General features: G+C 62.3%; 20 protein-coding genes. 13 read left to right on the top strand and 7 right to left on the bottom strand.

Annotation, left to right across the window (positions count from 1 at the left end):
* The first annotated feature begins 58 nt into the window (after positions 1-58).
* Complete coding sequence (locus NKI24_RS08455) at positions 59-649, top strand: HAD family acid phosphatase (protein ID WP_352744436.1); 591 nt, start codon at positions 59-61, stop codon at positions 647-649.
* A gap of 41 nt (positions 650-690) precedes the next feature.
* Here the strand turns inward: NKI24_RS08455 and NKI24_RS08450 are convergent, their stop codons facing one another.
* Positions 691-1,671, bottom strand: a complete 981-nt coding sequence (locus NKI24_RS08450) for a quinone oxidoreductase family protein (RefSeq protein ID WP_352744433.1) — start codon at positions 1,669-1,671, stop codon at positions 691-693.
* A gap of 98 nt (positions 1,672-1,769) precedes the next feature.
* On the opposite strand from NKI24_RS08450, the gene NKI24_RS08445 reads away from it, so the two are divergent.
* Entirely contained in the window at positions 1,770-2,162 is a 393-nt protein-coding gene (locus NKI24_RS08445; protein ID WP_352683518.1) for a winged helix-turn-helix transcriptional regulator, read from the top strand.
* Positions 2,163-2,236: 74 nt separating this feature from the next.
* Here NKI24_RS08445 and NKI24_RS08440 read toward each other — a convergent pair whose 3' ends face one another.
* Complete coding sequence (locus NKI24_RS08440; RefSeq protein WP_023678377.1) at positions 2,237-2,842, bottom strand: NADPH-dependent FMN reductase; 606 nt, start codon at positions 2,840-2,842, stop codon at positions 2,237-2,239.
* 91 nt (positions 2,843-2,933) lie between these two features.
* Between NKI24_RS08440 and NKI24_RS08435 the strand changes: the two genes are divergently transcribed.
* On the top strand, positions 2,934-3,302 hold the full coding sequence (locus NKI24_RS08435; protein WP_352450465.1) for a winged helix-turn-helix transcriptional regulator: 369 nt from the start codon (positions 2,934-2,936) through the stop codon (positions 3,300-3,302).
* Between the two features lie 49 nt (positions 3,303-3,351).
* Here NKI24_RS08435 and NKI24_RS08430 read toward each other — a convergent pair whose 3' ends face one another.
* From NKI24_RS08430 to NKI24_RS08415, 4 genes are all read right to left on the bottom strand, one after another.
* Positions 3,352-3,672, bottom strand: coding sequence for a hypothetical protein (locus NKI24_RS08430; protein WP_352450467.1), 321 nt, complete (start codon positions 3,670-3,672; stop codon positions 3,352-3,354).
* A gap of 143 nt (positions 3,673-3,815) precedes the next feature.
* Positions 3,816-4,211, bottom strand: coding sequence for an acyl-CoA thioesterase (locus tag NKI24_RS08425; protein WP_023678380.1), 396 nt, complete (start codon positions 4,209-4,211; stop codon positions 3,816-3,818).
* Between the two features lie 200 nt (positions 4,212-4,411).
* Positions 4,412-5,383, bottom strand: coding sequence for an MBL fold metallo-hydrolase (locus NKI24_RS08420; protein ID WP_352450468.1), 972 nt, complete (start codon positions 5,381-5,383; stop codon positions 4,412-4,414).
* Between the two features lie 265 nt (positions 5,384-5,648).
* Positions 5,649-6,575 carry a LysR family transcriptional regulator gene (locus NKI24_RS08415; protein WP_352450469.1) on the bottom strand — a complete coding sequence of 309 codons (927 nt, stop codon included), beginning with the start codon at positions 6,573-6,575 and terminating at the stop codon, positions 5,649-5,651.
* A gap of 101 nt (positions 6,576-6,676) precedes the next feature.
* Between NKI24_RS08415 and NKI24_RS08410 the strand changes: the two genes are divergently transcribed.
* The 7 genes from NKI24_RS08410 to NKI24_RS08380 all read left to right on the top strand — a co-directional run bounded on the left by NKI24_RS08410 (position 6,677) and on the right by NKI24_RS08380 (position 13,624).
* Complete coding sequence (locus tag NKI24_RS08410; RefSeq protein ID WP_352744428.1) at positions 6,677-7,468, top strand: alpha/beta fold hydrolase; 792 nt, start codon at positions 6,677-6,679, stop codon at positions 7,466-7,468.
* Between the two features lie 114 nt (positions 7,469-7,582).
* Positions 7,583-8,167, top strand: coding sequence for a GNAT family N-acetyltransferase (locus tag NKI24_RS08405; RefSeq protein WP_352744425.1), 585 nt, complete (start codon positions 7,583-7,585; stop codon positions 8,165-8,167).
* Positions 8,168-8,528: 361 nt separating this feature from the next.
* A complete protein-coding gene (locus NKI24_RS08400) occupies positions 8,529-8,804 on the top strand; it encodes a hypothetical protein (protein ID WP_352744422.1) in 276 nt (91 codons plus the stop codon).
* Positions 8,805-9,135: 331 nt separating this feature from the next.
* Positions 9,136-9,738 carry an SMI1/KNR4 family protein gene (locus NKI24_RS08395; protein WP_352744419.1) on the top strand — a complete coding sequence of 201 codons (603 nt, stop codon included), beginning with the start codon at positions 9,136-9,138 and terminating at the stop codon, positions 9,736-9,738.
* 141 nt (positions 9,739-9,879) lie between these two features.
* Entirely contained in the window at positions 9,880-11,496 is a 1,617-nt protein-coding gene (locus NKI24_RS08390; RefSeq protein WP_352744416.1) for a GMC family oxidoreductase, read from the top strand.
* Positions 11,493-12,704, top strand: coding sequence for a mandelate racemase/muconate lactonizing enzyme family protein (locus tag NKI24_RS08385; protein ID WP_352744413.1), 1,212 nt, complete (start codon positions 11,493-11,495; stop codon positions 12,702-12,704). The genes NKI24_RS08390 and NKI24_RS08385 overlap by 4 nt, the downstream gene beginning before the upstream one ends.
* Positions 12,701-13,624 (top strand): NAD(P)-dependent oxidoreductase, encoded by a 924-nt coding sequence (locus tag NKI24_RS08380; RefSeq protein ID WP_352705278.1) that lies wholly within the window; start codon positions 12,701-12,703, stop codon positions 13,622-13,624. Before NKI24_RS08385 ends, NKI24_RS08380 begins: the two co-directional genes overlap by 4 nt.
* Positions 13,625-13,716: 92 nt before the next feature.
* Here NKI24_RS08380 and NKI24_RS08375 read toward each other — a convergent pair whose 3' ends face one another.
* Positions 13,717-14,655, bottom strand: coding sequence for a diacylglycerol/lipid kinase family protein (locus tag NKI24_RS08375; RefSeq protein ID WP_352450476.1), 939 nt, complete (start codon positions 14,653-14,655; stop codon positions 13,717-13,719).
* A 735-nt stretch (positions 14,656-15,390) separates the two neighbouring features.
* Between NKI24_RS08375 and NKI24_RS08370 the strand changes: the two genes are divergently transcribed.
* The 3 genes from NKI24_RS08370 to NKI24_RS08360 all read left to right on the top strand — a co-directional run bounded on the left by NKI24_RS08370 (position 15,391) and on the right by NKI24_RS08360 (position 17,638).
* Positions 15,391-15,825, top strand: a complete 435-nt coding sequence (locus NKI24_RS08370; protein ID WP_352744409.1) for a DUF4383 domain-containing protein — start codon at positions 15,391-15,393, stop codon at positions 15,823-15,825.
* A gap of 6 nt (positions 15,826-15,831) precedes the next feature.
* Positions 15,832-16,962: a hypothetical protein gene (locus NKI24_RS08365; protein WP_352743250.1), complete on the top strand. Its 1,131-nt coding sequence runs from the start codon at positions 15,832-15,834 to the stop codon at positions 16,960-16,962.
* 160 nt (positions 16,963-17,122) lie between these two features.
* The gene (locus NKI24_RS08360) at positions 17,123-17,638 is read left to right on the top strand and encodes a hypothetical protein (RefSeq protein WP_352744406.1); all 516 of its coding nucleotides are present in this window, start codon (positions 17,123-17,125) and stop codon (positions 17,636-17,638) included.
* Positions 17,639-17,643 lie beyond the last annotated feature (5 nt).

Here is a 17,643-nt window from a genome sequence, read left to right as displayed (position 1 = left end):
ACGTTCCGACTCGCTCCTTCTCACAAGCCCGTCCCAGCCAGCCAATGTCGGCGATGCGATGCTGGCGGCTGCCAATTATCATGATTCCGGCGACTATGACCGCGACCTTGCCGCTGTGGCGAAGCAGGCAGGCGACTGGGTCATCAAGCGCGCAATGGAGGTGCCTCGCCCCGCACTGGTGCTCGATATCGACGAGACGGCTTTGGCCAACTGGGAAGTGATCACACGTGACAATTTCGGCCGCCCGATCGGCGGCCCCTGCGACATCGCAATCGATGGTCCCTGTGGCTGGGCCGCCTGGGATCAGCTTGCGAAGGATCCGGCCATCGACGCCGTGCTGGAGGTTTTCCGGCAGGCGCGAACGGCGAAAGTCGCGGTGTTCTTCATCACCGGACGTCCGGAGGACCAGCGTCAGGCAACCGAACAGAACCTGCAGTCGGCCGGCTATGCCGGCTACGAGCACCTTTACATGGTCCAGCCTGGGGCCAAATACGGCTCCGCCGCAGATTTCAAGGCACCCATAAGGGCCGAAATCGAAAAGGCCGGCTACACGATAATTGCCAATGTCGGTGACCAGCCATCCGACCTGTTCGGCGGGCATGCCGAGAAGCTGTTCCTGCTGCCAAATCCGTTCTACCGGGTTCGCTGACGGCCTGTACGGCACAATCCCGGATCCTTGCGGAGCACCTACTAAGGTATCAAGACGACTTTGCCGGTCGCGCCGCGGTCCTCCAGCAGGCGATGTGCGTGGCTGGCCTGGTCGAGCGGGAAGCGGCCACCTTTGGTCACCACAAGCTGACCACCAGCGGCCAGATCGAAAAGCTTCAAAAGGCCGTCACGGAGCCCGTCCGTAGACAGCAACGGCAGCAGGGCAAAACCCTTCAGCGACTGGTTGCGGCCGATCATCGCCTCCATCTCCGGGGCGCCGAGCGCGTATCTGCCAAGTGCTGCAAACACCAACTCTCCGCGAGGTGCCAGAGCCTCCAGCGCAACCGCCGTCAGCGGGCCGCCGACAATGTCGTAGATGATGTCGACGCCGGCGCCGTCTGTCGCTGCCCGGACGTGCACCGGCCAATCCGTGTTGCTGTAGTCGACGGCAGCATCGGCTCCCAGCGACAAAGCAAGGTCGAGCTTGGCCTTGCTGCCGGCTGCCGCGATGACACGGCTTGCGCCGGCGCGCTTGGCAAGCTGGACGAGCAACGAACCGACGCCGCCCGCGGCAGCGGCGACCAGCACCGATCTGCCGGCCGGCGGGCTTTGCCGCGATAGATACAATGCCGTCAGTCCTTGCACCATCAATGCCGTCGCGTTTTCGAACGAGAGCGAATCCGGCAAGGGCACGGCCAGGCTTGCGTCGATCGTCACATACTCGGCATAGCCGCCAAACGGGCGGCTCGAGGCGAACAACGGCGCGGCGACGCGCGTGCCGAGCAAGGAAGCGTCCACCCCCTGCCCAAGCGCCTCCACGATCCCGGCGGCCTCGACGCCAGGGATCATCGGCAGTTGCGGCGTCACCGCATAGCGATCCGCGCGCATCAGCACTTCGAAGAAATTCACCCCGGCCGCATGAACGCGGACCAAGACCTCGCCGGCTTGCGGCTCAGGCTTCGGCACCGCGACTACGTCGAGAACGTCGGGCCCGCCGAAGCGGCTCAGTTGAATGGCTCTCATCGCATGCACCGATCGCTGTTGGCATCGGCCGCTGTTTGCCACTATCTGCCTGGCTTCGACTACACACCGATTTGTCCGCTGCTGACCGGGAGGTGACCATGGCCAAGCTGATCAAGAGACTGCCGACGCTGCCGGCGGAGCGCGCGCTGAAAGTGATTTCGGGCCGCTGGAAGGCGGTCATCCTGTACCATCTCTTCGACGCGCCCCGGCGGCTGTCGGCGCTGCAGGCGCTGATGCCCGATATCACCCAGAAAGTGCTGATCCAGCAGCTTCGCGAAATGGAAGAGCACGGCCTCGTCCGCCGCGAGATCTTTGCCGAGATACCTTCGCGCGTCGAATATTCGGCGACGCGGCTCGGCCTCAGCCTCGAGCCGATCCTGCTGGCACTTTGCCAGTGGGGCCAGCATCACGCCGACGAGCTGAATGAGATGGACCGCCTTGCCGATTGCATCATCAGACCACGGCAAGCGCAGGACGCCCATGCCGTGTGAACAAAAGGGGCGGCGCGTGCGCCGCCCCAACGCTTGGGAGAATTAATCCTTGGGAGGACTGCTCGAACCTGTGCTCAGGCCGCCTTGACTTCCTCGGCGACGGCATCGGCCTGACGCGCCGTCTTCAGCACCCTGGCCCACCATGCAATGTCGTTGACCAGCGCGGTTGCCGCCTGGTTGAGGTGCTCGAACTCATCGAGCTTCTTGTCGCCTTGCTTGACGGCAAGGAAATCGGCCCAGGCGATGTGTACGGCGGACTTCACCGGCGCCATCTGCAACTCGACCGCATGCAGCCTCAGCTGCTCGACCGCGCGCGCGCCACCGACGCTGCCATAGCCGACGAAGCCGGCCGGCTTCTTGTTCCACTCGTTGGCGGCGTAGTCGATGGCGTTCTTCAGCACGGCCGTCGGGCCATGATTGTATTCCGCGGCGGTGAAGATGAAGCCGTCGAATCCGGCGACCTTCTTTTGCCAGCGCTGCGCCACTTCGTTCTGCGACGGCACCCAGGCGGAGGATGCGACCTCATCGAAGAACGGCAGCGGGAAATCGCGCAGGTCGACGACTTCAACGTCGATGTCGGCGTGCGACTTGGCTATCTTGGCAATCCATTGGGTCGGGACGTCGGCAAAGCGGGCCGCGCGGGTTGAACCAATGATGATGGCGATTTTGGGTTTTGACATAGAGGGGGCTCTCCTTACGGGAATACTGGTATCGTTTAGATACCTGAGCTATATGAGTAACTGGCCGCTCAATGTGCAAGGAGGCACTTTTTTGTTACCAAGGCACCCGCACCGCACCGAGGACTGCCGCGCCATCTCGGAAATCCTGCAGCGCGTCGGCGACAAATGGACGGTGCTCGTGGTCGGCAAGCTTGGCAACGGGCCGCTGCGTTTCAACGAGTTGCGCAGCGCCGTCGGCGGCATTTCGCAAAAGATGCTGACCACGACCTTGCGCGGGCTCGAGCGCGACGGCTTCGTCACCCGCACCGTGTTCCCGACCATCCCGCCGCGGGTCGACTACGAATTGACCGATCTTGGCTACGAACTGCTGGTGCCGGTCGATGCGCTCGGCGAATGGGCGCGCAAGAACACCCAGCGCGTCAAGGCTGCGCGCGAGAAGTTCGACGCCATGCACAGCTGAACCCTTGCGCTGCAAGGGTTTGAACCTGTCGGGGAGCCTCGGATGAGCGCTACTGCTGTAACTGCATCTTGCTCTTCGGCAGCTTCTCGATCCGGTTCCATTTCGGGTTGGGACTGACCACCCTGCCGCCAATTGTGCAGGTCGTGGTCGTCTCCTTGCGGCAATTGCTCACCGTCGTGCCGCTGGTGTCGCATTTCGTCGCCGAGCAGATCTCGCACTTGGCCGCCTGCCCGTTGATGGTGCGGTTTTCCGACGTGCAGGTGGCGCCTGGATCGCCTTTTTTGACCTCGGCAAAAGCGCTTGCGGACGACAGGCAGAGCAAGGCTGCAAAGGCACCCGCCAGGGCAGCGTTCAGCATGTGTTGACGCATTGTCTTTCCTCCCAAGATCCCGTCGGTCGCGCTGCAGGCGCGCATGCGGGAACCCGTTAGCCAAAGACCACGCGGGATCGCTGTCCGCATCCCCCGCGCGGGAGAGACGGCTGTTTAAATCCGTCTTCTGGAATCAGGCCGGGTCAGCCTTCGGCCGGAACCGCCTTCGGCTTGCCTTCGCCGTCCAGCGCCACCATGACGAAGTCGGCATGGGTGACCTTCTCCATCAGGTCGGAGAGATAGCGCTGCGCCCAGGCCTCGACCTTGAGCGTCATCGAGGTGCGGCCGACGCGTTCGACATGCGTATAGATGCACAGCGTGTCGCCGATCTTCATCGGCTTGGCGAAGGACATTTCCTTCACCGCCGCCGTCACCACGCGGCCCTTGGCGCGCTCGGCGGCGCGGATGCCGCAGGCGAGATCCATCTGCGCCATCACCCAGCCGCCAAAAATGTCGCCTGCCGCATTGGCGTCGGAAGGCATGGCCAGCGTGCGCAGCGTCAGATCGCCGATCGGCCGCCCGTCCGCGTAATGCACCATTTGGCCAATCCTCTCGAAGCCGATTGTCCCGATCCCGTATCGTCATGGCACGGACAGGTCAACGCGCCACTGAACAGGTCGCGGCCTGAGGTTCGGCTATCGGTCGACAGTATTGAAAAGATGCTGTGCGGAGCTAGACGAGCGCACCAGCAGGATTGCATTCCATGGCCGAGGTAAGAAAGCTTACCAATAGGCGTGCTTCACAAAGCGGGCCAGGGCGTCGGGACGTAGGCATAGGCGTTGCCCTCGCGAATAACATGACCGATGCCTGGAAAGGGCAGGTGCATGCCTGCGACGAGCAGGCCATCCGCCGACACCATGTCGAGCACCTTCTTGCGTGTGGCGATTGCGGCCTGCTGGTCCACGTCGAAGGCGATTGCCCATTCCGGATGCGCAAATTGCAGCGCGGAGGCGTGGATTACGTCAGTGAAGAGCAGCAGGTTGGCGTCACCAGAGCCAATTCGAAGCGCGAGATGCCCCGGCGTGTGTCCGGGCGCAGGCAATGCCCTGATCCCGGGCGCGATCTCGACTTCGCCTTCGATCTTCCGGACCTTGCCATGGTAAGGCACCAGCGATTTGCGCGCTATTTCGAAGTATGGCTTCATCTGGTCGGGCGCCTTGGATAGGATCCCGTCATCGTGCCAGAAAGCGAATTCCGGCGCGGCAACCACGACCTCCGCTGCCGGAAAGGCGGCCTTGCCGCCGATACCGACAAGGCCGTTGGCATGGTCGGGATGGAGGTGGGTGATGATTACCGTGTCGATTTCTTCCGGCCTGACGCCAGCGGCGGCGAGCGCCTCGGGTATATGTCCCAGTATAGGCCCCATCGCCGATGCCGTGCCGGTATCGATCAGCACCCGTCTGTCGCCTTTGGTGACAAGGTAAGCATTGACCGAGGTCGGGAGTGGTTTTGGCAGGAATGCCTTTGCCAGCAGCGCTTCGGCGGCAGCCGTATCTGCGGAAGGGAAGAGTTCGAGGCCGAGATTGAGGTAGCCGTCGCTCAGTGCTGTGATCTCGAGGTCGCCGAGCATGAACCTGTGGGCGCTCGCAAGCGAAGCCGGAGACCGGGCGGCGATAGCCGCAGCGTTGCTCCCAAAGAGGCTGATCGGGGAAAGTAGCAGGGCACCGGCACTAAAGGTGCCGATGCCGAACGTTCGACGGTCGATATTCATGGTCTTGTCCTTCGAATTGCAGATGAAGCTAGTCCCAGACTACGTCGTCGCTGCCGGGGCGGATGCCGACCGCTCGGACCACTCTTGGGCGGGGGTCGGCGCGGTTCATGGCCAACTCCTTGCGACATCAATAATCCGCCTCATAAACAGCGGGAATAGCGATGGGATGCAGTTCACTGCTGCAGCTTATGCAGCAATCGAATTAAGCGGGTAAGGCTGCTGGTTCGGCCGTCCGCTAAACGGCCTCGCCGAGCCCTGGCTTCGCCTACTGGACAGGTTGCCGGGGTTCGAGCGCTCGGCGCAACGTCGGCGCCTCTTGCTCGATATAATCCCACAGACGGTTCGAGATCGGCCCGTGCGGCCGGTCGCGGCGGCGCGCCACCACCAACTCCTCGGTGCGGCCTGGCAGATGACGGCCGGCGACGGATTGCAGGCGTCCGTCGCGCAGTTCCTCCTCAATCAGGAAGCGGGGCATGTGGCCCCATCCGAGGCCTTGCAGGATGATTTCCTTCTTCATGCCCTGATCGGCCACCATGCATTGAGGCGCACCCTCGATCATGAAGTAGTCTTGTTGCGGTGAATGGCGGGCCGTGTCGCGCATGACACATTGGGTGAACGCGTGCATCTGATCCGGCGTGATGGGGTGCTTGATGCGCTCCGGCAGAAAGCCCGACGCCACTACTGGGACGAAGGGCACCTTGCACAGATCGATCCATTCCACCCGCGGATCGCTCTTGTCGATCCAGTGCAGGATCAAATCGGCTTCGTCATCGAAGAGGCGCTCCCACGGGCCGCCCACCGCCTCGAAGTGCAGATGCAGGCGTGTGCCCGGACACTGGGCGAAGAACCGTCCGAGCATGCCCAATGCCTGCGGGCGCGGGCAAAGGTCGCCGATCACCACATGGATCTCGCTTTCTTCGCCCATTGACAGCTGAGCAGCATGAAGCCGCAAGCCCTCGAGCTCGCGCAGCAGCGATTGTGCCCTGCGATGGAACGACAGCCCTGCCTCGGTGGGGCGCACGCGATAGCCGCTGCGATCCAGGAGAACGAGATCGAGGTGCCGCTCCAGCTTTGCAACGGCTGCGAACACCGCCGGGTGCGAGCGATGCAGCATGGCCGCCGCAGGCTGAAAGCCGCCGCAGCGGACCACGGCATCGAAGCATTGCAGGTCGTGCAGGGTGAATTCGGCCATGTCAGCTTTTATTACAGAGATAGTCCTATCTTTGTAATATCATCAAAAGCGCGCCGCAGCTAGGCTTTGCCACATTCAACGCTCCGGAAGGTGTATTCACCATGAATGAGCTGGATTTCGTGACCGTCGGCGATGGCACACGCATCGCCTACCGCATCGACGGCGACGCCGGGAAGCCCGTGCTGATGCTGTCGAATTCCATCGCCACCACACTGCGGATGTGGGACATGCAGGTCAACGAGCTGTCGAACCATTTCCGTGTTCTGCGCTATGATTTTCGCGGCCACGGAGGGTCGAGCGTTCCGGCCGGCGCTTATTCGCTCGACCGGCTTGGCCGCGACGTGATCGAGTTGCTCGACACCCTGGGCATTGAACGCGTACACTTCCTCGGTCTGTCGTTGGGCGGCTTCGTCGGGCAGTGGCTCGGCATCCACGCGCCCGAGCGGATCGAGCGCTTGATCCTGAGCAACACCTCATCCTACCTCGGACCGGCAAAGCAGTTTGACGAGCGGATTGCCGCCGTGCTGCAGGCGCCGGATATGTCCGAAATCGCCGAGATGTTCCTGGGCAACTGGTTCCCTGAAAAAATGCTGGCGGCCAACGGGCCCGTCATCGAAGAATTTCGCGCCATGCTGCTGGCTATCGACCGGCAAGGCTTGGCTGGTTTGTTCGCGGCGGTTCGCGATGCGGACCTTCGCCGAACCATAGCGCTGATTTCCAGGCCAACGCTGGTGATCGCCGGCCGGCACGACACTGTGACAGCCGCCAGCCATAGCGAGCTGATCGCGGCGACGGTGCCCGGCGCGAAACTGGTTGTTCTGCCCGCGGTTCACTTGTCGAACGTCGAGTACCCCGCCGAATTCATGGAGGCCGTGCTCGGTTTTCTGCGCTGAGTTGGTGCATGACGGGGATGCTGAGTGGCTCCGTTTCGAACATCACCCGCATGGACCGCAACCTATGATGCACTAACGCGTAGCTCAGGCTAGACTGGGCAAGGTAGGTAGCGGATGACGGCTGACATGGAACTTGGCTTTCGCCCATTAACGCCCGATCTGTGGCCGGCGCTCGAGGACCTGTTCGGTGACAGCGCCGTCTGCAGTCGCTGTTGGTGTATGTACGGACGGATCGGCAGTTCTTATCGAAAGCGACCCGGCGAGGAAAACAAGGCAGCGTTCCGGCAAGCCGTCCAGCATGGTCCGCCTCCGGGTTTGCTTGCTTTCGACGGCGATGTGGCTGTCGGGTGGTGCCGGGTGACGCCGCGAGATGCCCTGCCCTGGCTCGATCGGCTGTGGCAGCTCAAGCGTGTGGATGATGCGCCGGTCTGGTCCTTGTCCTGCCTGTACGTGCGAAAACGATACCGCAGGCGGGGCGTAACATTCCAGCTGATAGCAGAGGCACTGGAACTCGCGAGGCGCGCAAATGCTCCTGCGCTCGAAGCCTATCCTTTCGACGCGGACGTATCGCCGAGCGCTTCCGGCAGCGGATATGCCTCCACCTTCGCGCGCGCCGGGTTCAGGGTCGTCGCTCGCAGAACGCCGGCCCGCCCGATCATGCGCTATGATTTCAAGCAGATTGCCGATCATCGCCTGTAATGCTTGGATCGCTTGTCGAGCAAGCGCAGGCACTTCGAAATGAAGCCGGATCGTTTTCAACTTTTGGTCAGAGGCACAACGTGGATTACTTCACACGACGCAAGCCGTTCTCGGGCGCTGCGAAGTCAGCTTTCCCAGTCAGCACGTTGGCCACCGTGGCGGAGGACGAGCTGCGCCCTTTGTCGACGACACTTATCGGACGCCGTCCAGACGTCTCATTTCTGATGGAGCGGGCATCTATATTCCTGATCGGTTACATTTTCTACCAAGCGTGCGAGAGCATCACCTCGGCTTTTCGTTTCCGTCGCATTGTCTGCTGACACGATCGACAGATGGCTTTTTGCGGCAGAGATCAGCCAGGGTGATCCTTTCGCTGAATGAAAGTTGGAGCATCGCCTTCGTCGTTCTGCTGTTGGGCGAATATGTCGTCGAAATCGCCGAAGACATCTACGCCGCAGTACCTGATCTGGACGCTTCAGCCTATGCCAGTTTTGTCCGACAGAACCGAGACGTAATGCGTGCGATGCGCAGCAAGGCCACAAGCTATTGGAATGCCTATTACAGGCGTGCTTATCCCAACCGAAAATCCTATCCAGCCATTGCTGTCCTCAATCAACTCGATGCGTGGGCAAGTTAGGTCTTCATCAATCTTCTTGGCGCTGAAAGTCGAAACTCAAACGAAGTTGCCAGTCGCTTTTTTCACATCGGATGCCGGAAGACCCGGCGACGCCGCGCCGCGCTCAAATCTAGGTTAGGAACCCGAATTCCGGAGCCGCCCGCAGCCCCCATGCAGACCTGTGACTTCATCATCGTTGGCTCCGGTTCGGCCGGTTCGGTCCTGGCCGAAAGATTGTCGGCTTCCGGCCGGTCGCTAGAGCCACTTGGTAAAGCTTTGGATGCGATGGATGAGCTCGATAAGGTAGACCCTACGGACCCGTCGAACTGGGTAAATGGAGCCTATTAAGGAAATGCCTAAGCAGGAAGAATGGTCAAGCGAAGAAGACGCTCGTGCATACAGAGAAATCCGAGCATTGGTCGATAAATGGAAACGCCTCGGGCAGAAGACCTATCCGGATGGAACCGAGTGGATTGGCCATACCCCACATCGAGCGCCTCAAGCGTATTTGCGTCAGCTGTACGCACCACTTGACGCCATCGGAATTGGGCAGATGGAGTCTGAAATTTCGCGTCGACTCCCAGATAATTTCCGTTGCTTTCTCATGCTCCACAACGGGATAGGTCTGTTTGCGAATTATATAAGCGTCTATGGGCTGCGACGTAGCTGGTCACGCACGAATTTGGTGGAGGCGGGTCAACAACCCTTCTCCATACTGGAACCGAATGTACAGAGACGGCCAGGCAATGCACCAGACGATGTTCTCTTTATTGGTTCACTCGGGGATAATAGGAATTTAATTGGCATGAATCCGGACGGGGGGGTCTTTCGCTGGGAGAGTGATGATCCTCTGTCCGGTTCGACCAAGTCCTACTCAAGCGTGTTCACCTTCCTGCTGGAAGAAGCCAATGAGGCGGCGGCCCTGTTCGACCCGGATGGGCGCGAACACGACTGAACTCGGGCAGCAGGCACAGGCTGACATTCAGACTGAATATCCCCGGTCGCTTTTTTCACAACGGATGCCGGAAGACCCGGCGACGCCGCGTCGCGCCTAAGCCTAGGTTAGAGCCGAATTCCGGAGCCAGCCGCAGCCACCATGCAGACCTATGATTTCATCATCGTTGGCTCCGGTTCGGCCGGCTCGGTCCTGGCCGAAAGGCTGTCGGCTTCCGGCCGCTTCTCGGTGCTGGTGCTCGAGGCCGGCGGCAGCGACCGTCGCTTCTACGTGCAGATGCCGCTCGGCTACGGCAAGACCTTCTTCGACCCGGCGGTCAACTGGAACTACAAGGCCGAGCCGGATCCCGGCCTGGCCGGCAATGCCGACCACTGGCCGCGCGGCAAGCTGCTCGGCGGCTCGAGCTCGATCAACGCCATGGTCTGGATCAGGGGCGCGCGCGAGGATTTCGACGCTTGGGCAGCGGCCGGCAATCCCGGCTGGGGCTTCGATGACCTGCTGCCCGCCTTCAAGGCGCTGGAGGATAACCAGGCCGGCGCCGACCAATGGCGCGGCGTCGGCGGGCCGCTGCATGTCACCGACTGCTCGACCTCCGTCCATCCGCTCACCAAGCGCTATCTCGCCGCCGTCAACCAAGCCGGCCTGCCGCTCAACCCGGATTTCAACGGCGCCTCGCAGGAAGGCGCCGGCGTCTACCAGATCACCACCAGGAACGGCCGCCGCATGTCGGCGGCGCGCGCCTTCCTGCGCCCGGCGATGAAGCGCAAAAACGTCCGCGTCGAGATCAACGCGCTGGCGACAAAAATCCTGTTCGAGGGCAAACGCGCCGTCGGTGTCGAGTACCTCCAGAATGGAGAGACGAAAACCGCCCGCGCCGGCCGCGAGATCATCCTGTCGGGCGGCTCGGTCAATTCGCCCCAACTTCTCCAGCTCTCCGGTGTCGGTCCATCGGCGCTTCTTGCTGGTCTGGGCATTCCTGTCGTTCACGCCAACGAGAATGTCGGGGCAAACCTGCAGGACCATGTCGGCATCAATTACACTTTCAAGGGCAGGCTGCCGACGCTCAACCAGATCCTGCACCCATGGTGGGGCAAGCTGCTGGTCGGCATGCAATACGTGTTTTTGCGCTCAGGCCCGCTGTCGCTGTCGATGAACAATGCCGGCGGCTTCTTCCGCACCGATCCGGCCGCGGCGCGGCCCAACATGCAGCTCTATTTCCAGGCGTTTTCGACCGTCATTCCGAAGAGCGGCGAACGCCCGATCCTGACGCCCGATCCATGGCCGGGCTTTTCCATCGGGCTGTCCAATTGCCGTCCGTCGAGCCGCGGCGAAATCATGATCCGTTCCGCCAATCCGCGCGATTATCCCAAAATCGTCGCCAATGCCTTTTCGACCGAGGCGGACGTCGCTGAAATGCTGGCGGCGGTGAAATTCGTCAGGAAGATCGCCTCGATGCCGGCGATGGCCGAGATTATCGAGGAAGAGGTTTTGCCCGGTCCCTCGATCACCTCCGATGCGGATCTCATTCAGGATTTCAGGAAGCGCTCGGGCACCGTCTATCACCCGGTCTCGACCTGCCGCATGGGGCCGGACGCGGCGCGCGCCGTCGTCGATCCGCGCCTCAAGGTGCACGGCATCCAGGCGTTGCGCGTCATCGATGCCTCGATCTTTCCCGACAACATAACCGGCAACACCAACGCCGCCGCGATCATGACCGGATGGAAGGGCGCCGAACTGGTTCTGGAGGATCAGAAATGAAAATCACCGACGTCAAGACCTGGGTGGTCGGCAATCCGCCGCCCGGCATCGGCGGCAAGTATTTCATCTTCGTCAAGCTCACCACCGATGGCGGCGTCGTCGGCTATGGCGAAGCTTACAACGCCACCTTTTCGGCTCATGTCACGGCGAAAATGGTTGAGGACATGGCCGAACGCTATCTGATCGGCCGCGATCCGCACGACGTCGAGAATTTCTTCCGCCGCGCCTATTCGTCCGGCTTCACCCAGCGCCCCGACGTGTCCGGGATGGGATGCTTTTCGGCGCTCGAAATCGCCTGCTGGGACATTATCGGCAAGGAGGCCGGCAAGCCGGTCTACAAGCTGCTCGGCGGCCAGGTTCACGAAACGCTGCGTTCCTATACCTACCTCTACCCGCACAGCGGCAGCGTCCATTCGGAGGACGCCCGCGGCAAGAACGTCTACAACGACCCCGATCTGGCCGCCGCCTGCGCGCTCGAATATGTCGAGCAGGGTTTTAACGCGGTCAAGCTCGACCCGGCCGGTCCCTACACCGCCTTCGACGGCCACCAGCCGCGCCTCGTCGACATCGACCTCTCCGCCCGTATGGTCAAGGCGATCCGCGAGGCGGTCGGCACCAGGGCCGACATCCTGTTCGGTACGCACGGCCAGTTCACCGCATCGGGCGCGCTGCGCCTCGCCCGCGCCATCGAGCCCTATGATCCGCTGTGGTTCGAGGAGCCGGTGCCGCCCGACATGCCCGAGGTGATGGCGCAGGTCGCCCGCGCGACCTCGATCCCGATTGCCACCGGCGAGCGGCTAACAACCAAATTTGAGTTCGCCCGCGTCATCGAGAACCGTGCGGCGACCATTCTTCAGCCCGACCTTGGCCGCTCCGGCGGCATTCTCGAAACCAAAAAGATCGCCGCCATGGCCGAAGCCTACCACATCCAGGTCGCGCCGCACTGCTACTGCGGACCGATCGTCGGCGCCGCCAACATCCAGCTTGCGGTGACGCTGCCCAATTTCCTCATTCTGGAATCGCTGAAACAGTGGGACGGTTTTCACGCGAAGCTGCTCAAGAAGAAGATCGAATGGCGGGACGGCAACGTCATCCCGTCGAAGGAGCCAGGCCTCGGTGTCGAACTCGACGAAGCCGTCTGCGAGGCGCATCCCTGGACCGGCAAGGACCTGCATTTGCAGATGCTGCAGACGCCGTTGATGCCGTGAGCGCGCGTCAGAGCTATGCCTTCGTCGGTCTTGGCCATCTCGGCGGCCAGCTCGCCGCCAACCTGATCCACAACGGCTTTGCCGTCACCGTATTCGACCGCGACCAGGCGGCCGTCGAGCGGCTGGTGATGCTTGGTGCCGATGCCGCCAACAGCCCGGCTGATGCCGCTGGCCGCGCCGGCAATGCGATCACCTGCCTGCCCTCGCCAAAAGTCAGCGAGGCGGTGCTGGCCGGCCCCGGCGGATTGCTCGAAGGCCTGCCCGCAGGCGGCAGTTGGATCGAGATGTCGACCACTAGCCAAGACGAGATCGTGCGCCTTGCATCCCTCGCCTCGGCAAGAGGCGTCGAGACGCTCGAATGCCCGGTCACCGGCGGCGTGCATCTGGCAGCCGTCGGACAGATCACCGCGCTGGTCGGCGGCGACGCAGCGCTTTATGCGCGCCACCGCCCTGCCGTCGAGGCGATGTGCGCGCGCTCGTTCCTGATGGGTCCGGTCGGCTCGGCGGCGGTGATCAAGGTCATCACCAACATGCTGGCCTTCATCCATCTGGTCGCCGCCGGCGAAGCGCTGATGCTGGCCAAAAAGGGCGGGCTCGACCTTGCCCAGTCCTATCACGCCATCGTCGCCTCCTCCGGCAACAGCTTCGTCCATGAGACCGAAAGCCAGCTGGTGCTGAACGGCTCCTACGACATCGGCTTCACCATGGATCTGGCGTTGAAGGATCTCGGCTTCGCCCTCGGCATGGGTGAAAAATTCGGCGTGCCGCTCGAGATTGCCTCGCGCGTCGACGCAATCTTCAGGCAAGGCAAGCAGGCCTATGGCGGCAGCGCCTGGTCGACGATGATCGTGAAACTGCTCGAGGATGCCGTCGGCACCGACCTGCGCGCACCCGGTTTCCCGGCTAAACTCGCAAGTTGATATTGGCCGGATTATCAATCGATTTCAGTCGATTGGAGAGATCGCCGGAACCAGAGCCGCAGTCAACTGAATCAAAGTCTTAACAGCTTGATTCAATATCTCAGCGTCAATGCGCCGGGCAGGATCTCGAAAGTCGCTGGTATGCGACCCGGCGATTCGCCGTCTATGTCGATCAGCGCGGCGTTCTTTTGCACATCGCCGAGCGGCTCGACAACCACTTTCTTGCCGCGCAGGATGGTGATCGCAGGATGGTTGCGGTGCCGCCCGCCATAGAGCAGGCGGATGTCCCAGATCAGCTTCAGCTTGCCGGCGGCGCGCAGGATGACGATGTCGAACTCGCCATCGTTAAGCTCGGCGTCGGGCGCGATCATCATGCCGCCGCCGAAGAATTTGCCGTTGGCCACCGCCACCAGCGCCATGCGCACCTCGACCGGGGCACCGTCGTCGATGGTGATCGCAACGTCCTGGAAGCGGTAACGGAGGAATTCCCAAACCGTGCGCCAGTAGAACAGCGCCTTGGCCGAAACCTTGCCCTTGCGCTTGTCGGCATTGACCGCGCGGTCGGTGGCGCCGGACAGCCCCAGGCTGGCGATGTTGATGAAATGGCGGCTGGCCAGCGCGCCATGGTCGTCGACATAGCTGATGCAGCCGGCATCGACCTTGCGCGGCTTGGCCCCGGCAATCCGCTTCAGCGTCAGATCGACATTGTTCGACAGGCCGAGCCCGCGGGCGAAGTCGATGCCGGTGCCGCAAGGCAGCAGCCCGAGTTCGGCCGTCCGGCCGCTTTCCCGGAAAGCCTTCAGCAGCCCGTCGGCGACTTCGCTGGCGGTGCCGTCGCCGCCGGCCGCGATCACCAGCTCGAAGCCGATGGCGGCAAGGTCGAGCGCCAGCCGTTCGGCATCGCCCTCGGCCTGCGTTTCACGCAGCTCGAAATCGCCGAAATGTCTTTTCAGCGAAGCCGCAACCTCGGGCCAATGCCGCTTGAGCCTGCCGCCGCCGGCGATCGGATTGAGAACCACCGCGACCTTCAAGCCTGCCTCCCCAAGGCCATCGAACACGCCTTCCAATCATTTGCCGGCATTGAAGCCCGCGCCGGCCCGCGGGGCAAGATCGAATGTCCGACAATGCGGCTTCCGCATCGAGGCGGCAAATCCCGGCCGGCGGCGGCAGAGATCGGAAAGTCGCTATTTTGGCAGGGTCAGTCCCCGATAATCCCGCTATTCACAGGCTTGCGGCAGTTTCGCCAAACGCTTATCCCCCGTACATTAAACCCATCTCAGGCGGCTACCGATCGCCACGCCGAAAGGCAAAGCGGAACGGCGGATTTCCTGAGGCCCGTACGGCCCTGAACGAGAACAGGCTTGCCTGTTGGAGGGATGGAAGCCGAGACCTACGGGGCCGCGGAAAGCGTGCGAACGCCGACGGCGGACCGATGCTGCCATGAAGGACGGCAAAAACCTTCGATGGCGCGCTGGGCAAAGCTCGCAAGAGTGGAGACCGGCGTGGTCCGGAACGGACGCTGCCCTCGGGCGGCGACTGGCAGGACCGTCAAAATCAAGGCCGGCATGGCGCGACATCTTTCGGGAGTTGCTGCCGCGACCGTGTCCTGATCTGACAGGGAGGCGCTGGGAGAAATCCCGGCGCCGACTGTCTTTGTGGCTCCGCCTGACGATTTTGCCGGCGACGCTTCACCCCACGCCAAAATCAGCTACTATCCATTGGCCGTCGGGGGCCGTTTGAAAGGGCTGACGGCAGGGGGACATTTCATGACGCTCATCCAAAAGCTTGCTGTTGCCTATGCTTTCCTGTTCTTCGGTGTTGTTGCCATCGGCTATGTGCCGGCCTTCAACGATGCCGGCGGCAATCTGTTCGGCCTGTTCTCGCTGCAGTGGTATGATGATTTGCTGCACGCCTTCTCCGGCGTCTGGGCGCTGGCCGCCGCCTTCATCTCGCACCGCCAGGCGGTGTTCTATTTCAAGCTGTTCGGCTCGGTCTATCTGTTCGACGGCGTGCTCGGGCTGGTCACCGGTTCCGGCTGCCTCGATGGCGGCATCTTCATCAACGGCTTCCGCTCCCTGAACGACATCGAATTCCCGGCCCGCTTCTTCGCCAACCTGCCGCACATCGTCATCGGCGGCTTCGCCGTCTACGTCGGGTTCTGGATGTCGAAACGTGTGTACGACCATTTCGCCACGGCCTGACCGGCCATGTTCCTGTTCCGCTGGCTGAAGCGCATCATCAAGGCGATCCTCTGGCTCGTCGTCATTGTCGTGTTGATCCCGATCGCCGGGCTGGCCTACGGCTTTCTCACGACGCCGTCGCTGGACACAACGCCATTGCCGGGCGTCGCCGAGGGTGCCCCGCCAAAGGCGCTGGCCGACAAGATCCGTGCCGAGATTCCCGGCTACCAGCGGCCGGAGGAATCGACCTTTCTTACCTATCCGGAATGGGCCATCGTCTACGCCGCCCGCGAATATGCCGGCTTCGTCGACAAGAACCAGCCGAGCGGTTTTCCCTATCTCTCCCATATCGGCCGCTTCTGGCAGGACTATGCGATGGTCATCCGCGCCAGCTCCACCTACAAGTTCAACCTCGACAACCACCAGATGCTGGTGGTCATCGGCACCAGTCACACGATCGAGCACGCCATCCAGTGGGCCTATGAAAATACGATCGGCCGCGTCACCGAAGCGACAGCCGGCAAGCGCACCGCCGTCGACATCTACCAGGCCAAGGTGGCGGCCGATTATGCCGGTTTTCTCGACCAGGTGCCGTGGTACCAGTTTCCCTATGCCGAAAAGCGTGCCGGCCTGTTTGCCGTCCAGCCGGCAGCGGACGACAGCGCCGTCCGCACCAGCGAACGCAAGCTCGCTTTCGGCCTCGCCGACACGATCAAGCAGGGCTATGCCGATCTGATCAAGTCGGCGCTCGCCGCCACCACCGATCCCGCCTTGCTCGATATTCATGTCTGGGCCAAGGGTCCGGTCGGCGAGGTGACGCGCAACGAACCCGACACCTTGCTTGAGCGCGATCTCGGCGCCGACGGCGCGATCTTCGTCACCAGACGCTATCAGGTGTTCACCGACATGATCCCGCGCCTGATCGGCAAGGGCGTCTCCTTCGTCGAGATCGGCGGCAATGACGAGATCATGGTCACCATGCTTTCCAATGACGAGATCAATGTTCCCGAAGGTGCACGCACCTTGTTCAGCTACCCGCTTCCGGCGGAACCTTCGACGCGCCGCACCGGCCTGACCGTCGCCGTGCGCAAGCTGCACATCGTTCTGCCGGCGCTGATGACGGCGGGCGCCAGGCTCGAGCATGTCTACGATTACTGAGGCCTTTCGGTCACAGCCGGCCTCGGCAGGACGTTGCGTGATGCTCCGTCACGCTCATTCCACAATCGCGGCCAAATCCCGCCTTGTTCCGCAACGATTGATGATGCCGTAGACACGTTGTCTTGCGCACATGTGCCAGGCAACTCGGAGGGACACGACCGTGATCAAGACCGCCCTTGTCGCCATGACCATCGTCGGCTGCGATTGCGACGCCAGGCTTTGCGAATATATCGGCGAGACGCCTGCCAAATGGTCGACCATCGCCGAATGCGAAGCGGCGATGAAAAGCCAGATGCTGCACGAGCGCAATTTCGACTATCCGCTGGTCTCCGGCATCTGCCGGACACAGAACTCGTCTTCGTCATCGCAGCTCGCTGCGACCGGTTCCGAGCCTGAATTGACGACGGCCAGCACCGCAGCGACAGACCCGCTGCCACCGGAACTGAGCCATCGGCCCAGTGCTGCGGTCGGAACGCAGGCCACGGCGACGGAAACGGAAGCCGTCCGGCCGGTCGCCTATGAAGCGGCGGTCGATGGCGGCAGCGCCCTGCTCTACCGCACGAAGGCCGGCTACGCCGTGGTCAAGACCGATCTCGGCCGCGCCGCATCGGCAACGATCGGCATCGCCAGGCGTTCGGCGAACTGGCTGGCGGCGAAGCTGCCTGACGGTCTGTAGCCGCC

The organism is Mesorhizobium sp. M0701 (genome assembly GCF_040320365.1).
Classification (GTDB): Bacteria; Pseudomonadota; Alphaproteobacteria; order Rhizobiales; family Rhizobiaceae; genus Mesorhizobium.
Note: the sequence above shows the minus strand (reverse complement) of the source record. Positions and strands in the feature narration are given on the sequence as shown.

Coding starts and splice junctions, on each gene's coding strand:
- NKI24_RS08395 (WP_352744419.1), top strand. CDS start 9,136: ATGCCTAAGCAGGAAGAATGGTCAAGCGAAGAAGACGCTCGTGCATAC.
- NKI24_RS08430 (WP_352450467.1), bottom strand. CDS start 3,672: ATGCGTCAACACATGCTGAACGCTGCCCTGGCGGGTGCCTTTGCAGCC.
- NKI24_RS08365 (WP_352743250.1), top strand. CDS start 15,832: ATGTTCCTGTTCCGCTGGCTGAAGCGCATCATCAAGGCGATCCTCTGG.
- NKI24_RS08440 (WP_023678377.1), bottom strand. CDS start 2,842: ATGTCAAAACCCAAAATCGCCATCATCATTGGTTCAACCCGCGCGGCC.
- NKI24_RS08370 (WP_352744409.1), top strand. CDS start 15,391: ATGACGCTCATCCAAAAGCTTGCTGTTGCCTATGCTTTCCTGTTCTTC.
- NKI24_RS08405 (WP_352744425.1), top strand. CDS start 7,583: ATGACGGCTGACATGGAACTTGGCTTTCGCCCATTAACGCCCGATCTG.
- NKI24_RS08420 (WP_352450468.1), bottom strand. CDS start 5,383: ATGAATATCGACCGTCGAACGTTCGGCATCGGCACCTTTAGTGCCGGT.
- NKI24_RS08455 (WP_352744436.1), top strand. CDS start 59: ATGCTGGCGGCTGCCAATTATCATGATTCCGGCGACTATGACCGCGAC.
- NKI24_RS08450 (WP_352744433.1), bottom strand. CDS start 1,671: ATGAGAGCCATTCAACTGAGCCGCTTCGGCGGGCCCGACGTTCTCGAC.
- NKI24_RS08390 (WP_352744416.1), top strand. CDS start 9,880: ATGCAGACCTATGATTTCATCATCGTTGGCTCCGGTTCGGCCGGCTCG.
- NKI24_RS08425 (WP_023678380.1), bottom strand. CDS start 4,211: ATGGTGCATTACGCGGACGGGCGGCCGATCGGCGATCTGACGCTGCGC.
- NKI24_RS08410 (WP_352744428.1), top strand. CDS start 6,677: ATGAATGAGCTGGATTTCGTGACCGTCGGCGATGGCACACGCATCGCC.
- NKI24_RS08385 (WP_352744413.1), top strand. CDS start 11,493: ATGAAAATCACCGACGTCAAGACCTGGGTGGTCGGCAATCCGCCGCCC.
- NKI24_RS08415 (WP_352450469.1), bottom strand. CDS start 6,575: ATGGCCGAATTCACCCTGCACGACCTGCAATGCTTCGATGCCGTGGTC.
- NKI24_RS08445 (WP_352683518.1), top strand. CDS start 1,770: ATGGCCAAGCTGATCAAGAGACTGCCGACGCTGCCGGCGGAGCGCGCG.